This window comes from Mongoliibacter sp. (assembly GCF_007692705.1).
GTDB lineage: Bacteria > Bacteroidota > Bacteroidia > Cytophagales > Cyclobacteriaceae > Mongoliibacter.
Window position 1 is genome coordinate 1 of the sequence record NZ_REBN01000071.1, and the last position, 2,893, is coordinate 2,893.

Annotated in this window: 3 protein-coding genes; all 3 read left to right on the top strand. The window is 42.8% G+C overall.

Features of this window, described 5'->3' with window-relative positions:
• Positions 1-895, top strand: an 895-nt coding sequence (locus EA341_RS01485) for an IS4 family transposase (RefSeq protein ID WP_293010908.1), incomplete at its 5' end; no start/stop codon positions are given.
• A gap of 424 nt (positions 896-1,319) precedes the next feature.
• The gene (locus tag EA341_RS01490; RefSeq protein WP_293010909.1) at positions 1,320-1,457 is read left to right on the top strand and encodes a hypothetical protein; all 138 of its coding nucleotides are present in this window, start codon (positions 1,320-1,322) and stop codon (positions 1,455-1,457) included.
• Positions 1,458-1,479: 22 nt separating this feature from the next.
• Complete coding sequence (gene ltrA, locus EA341_RS01495) at positions 1,480-2,739, top strand: group II intron reverse transcriptase/maturase (protein WP_293010910.1); 1,260 nt, start codon at positions 1,480-1,482, stop codon at positions 2,737-2,739.
• Positions 2,740-2,893 lie beyond the last annotated feature (154 nt).

Sequence of the window (2,893 nt, forward strand, 5' to 3'; positions counted from 1 at the left end):
TCTGCATCTCCCCATCAACGGGGAGGTAAACCCCAACAATGTCGAGGTGTTTGATTCCACCACAATCAGCCTTTTTGTAGATGTGTTCAAAGGGGCAGGACGTAATCCAATCAACGGTAAAAAGAAGGGTGGACTTAAAGTTCATGCAGTGCTCCCTTTGGACAGTATGGTGCCGGAAATTATATGGATGACCGAGGCAAGCAAAAATGATAAAGATTTTCTCGGACAGCTAAAAGCTGCTCCGGGCACGATCTACGTCTTTGACAAGGGATATGTAAATTATTCAATATACCGGGAATGGACCGATATGGGTGTATGGTATGTCACCCGGCTCAATGACAACGCAAACTATGAAATCGTAGATCAAATAAGGCATGATGTCCATGGATATCTGTCCGGCGGGGCCATATTGGATCAGGTTATCCTGTTGAAAACCAAGGGGGAACCACTGAAAGCAAGACTGATTACCTATAAAGATCCATTGACCGGAAAAATTCTTAAATTCCTGAGCAACCTTTTTGAGTATCAGAGCCAGACTATTATTATGCTGTACAAAAACAGATGGGAAATAGAGCCGTTTTTCAAAAAGCTGAAACAGAACTTTGAACTGAAATGGTTTTTCTCGGACAGCCAGGAAGGCATTAAAACACAGGTTTGGGTGGCTTTGATAGCCAATTTAATATTCAGTGTGATCCATAAAAGAGTAAAGGAAGCTGAGCAATTCACCACCCTGGTGGCGATGGCAAGATCCAACATGATCTCTTATGTATGTCTTGTTTCCCTGATAAATGCCAAAGAAATAAGGGCAGAAGACAGAGATCTTAAAAAAGTGCAACTGGACATATTCAGCTTGGAACAGGGGGGTGTTTTTCATAAAAAGGAAAAATCCCCCTAATCATACAAATAGTGGGGATAATTTATTAATTTGAAATTTACTCGGATGCCAGTAAGTGTGCCTTGAAGTGTAGGAAAACGTCCAACACATGCTATTGATATGATGATGGTAGGCCCATCGGAGGAGATGACAGACATATCCCCCAAACCACTTTATGGTGCAGTTTACCGAAAGGGAATTGTGCTGAGCGATAAAGAAAAGGCAGATTAAATCTGTCAGGTATGTACCGGAGAGCTGAACGAAAGTGAACCTCCATAGTAAAACATCGATACGTCCATATATTCTGCTGAAACTGAAGGGATTTATTGGCCTTCAGGAATTGAGTCTAACAGCAGTAATCTGGAGCGGGTTAGACAGCAGGCGGTGTAAAGGGGGCAGGAAGCCGGTACAGGCATAACAATGGAACAAGGGAACCCGTAACGGAATGCAAAGGGAAAGTACAAGCGGAGAACCCGCAAGGCAAATACCAATAGCTGTTACGGGGGCGGCTTTCACCGTAGTAGTGATGAAGCTCTGTGAAAGCAGGGAAGAGCGAAGGGTGGGACCGAAGTTGGTTTCATAATTTACAACAACTGTAAAAAGGGATGATTGATTATTACGAAACAAAGGAACATCCGATTACCAGGAAAATGGTACTTGAAGCTTTCTGGCTAGTCAAGTCCAACAGAGGATCCGCAGGGGTAGACGGACAGAGTATTGAGCAATACGAAGAAGGACTGAAAGCAAACACCTATAAGCTTTGGAACAGAATGAGTTCAGGGAGTTACTTTCCACAACCCGTAAGGGAAGTTGAAATACCCAAGAAATCAGGAGGGACAAGGAAATTAGGAATTCCTTCAGTCTCAGATCGCGTATGTCAACAAGTGGTCAAAACCTATCTAGAGCCAAAAGTAGACCACACCTTTCATCAGGACAGTTATGGATACCGTCCAGGGAAAAATGCCCATATGGCAATCCAGACTGCGATGAACCGATGTGGGAAAACGGGCTGGGTAATTGACATCGATATACAGGCCTTCTTCGACAGCATCGACCATGAATTGATGATGAAAGCAGTAAGGTATTACACCCAAGAGAAATGGGTGCTAATGTATATTGAACGATGGTTGAAAGCTGATGTAAAGAAACAACAGGACGGAAGGATTGAAAAACGGAATGAAGGTACCCCCCAGGGCGGAGTTGTCAGTGGATTATTGGCAAATATCTTCCTTCATTTTACATTCGACAAATGGATGGGTATTCATTACCCATACATACGGTTCGAAAGGTATTCCGACGACATTGTTGTACACTGCAACAGCGAAAAGCAGGCTCTGTTCATTAAATCCAGAATCTCTGCGAGATTTACGGAATGCAAATTGAAAATCAATGAGCAAAAGACGAAGATCGTTTACTGTAGGAATGATAAAAACAGGGAAAAATCAAGCAGCGCAGGGAGTTTCAACTTTCTGAGCTATACCTTTAAACCACGGTATTGTCCGACAAAATACGGGCTCAGACTGTTAACTGCAGCCTGTATGAGTGAAGCAGCCAAAACTGCGGTCAGGGACAAGATCAGGAAATTTTCCATCAGGAAATTCAGGGGCAACATTCAAGAAATGTCAAGAGCGATCAATACTAAGATTAGAGGCTGGATGAATTATTATTGTAAGTTCCATAAATGGACTACAACAGGTCTCTGGTTCTGGCTCAATAGGAAATTGATTGAATGGAAAATGGCCAATAAGCGCATAGGAAAGCGAAAAGCGATAAAATGGCTGGAAACTGTGTACAAGACCAAGCCAAATTTGTTTGCACATTGGGCATTGCAACCACCTGTAATTGGTAAGCAACGGAAAACCTAACTTCGGAAGCGCCGTGTGATGGGAGACTATCACGCACGGTGCTGTGAGAGGCTTGGAGTGAAATTCTCCTTGCCTACTCGACAAAAAGATAATTATTAATCCTACTTTGTCAACTTAAATAAGGTAAAAAAAAGTAGACGAAGACTTGCATCAG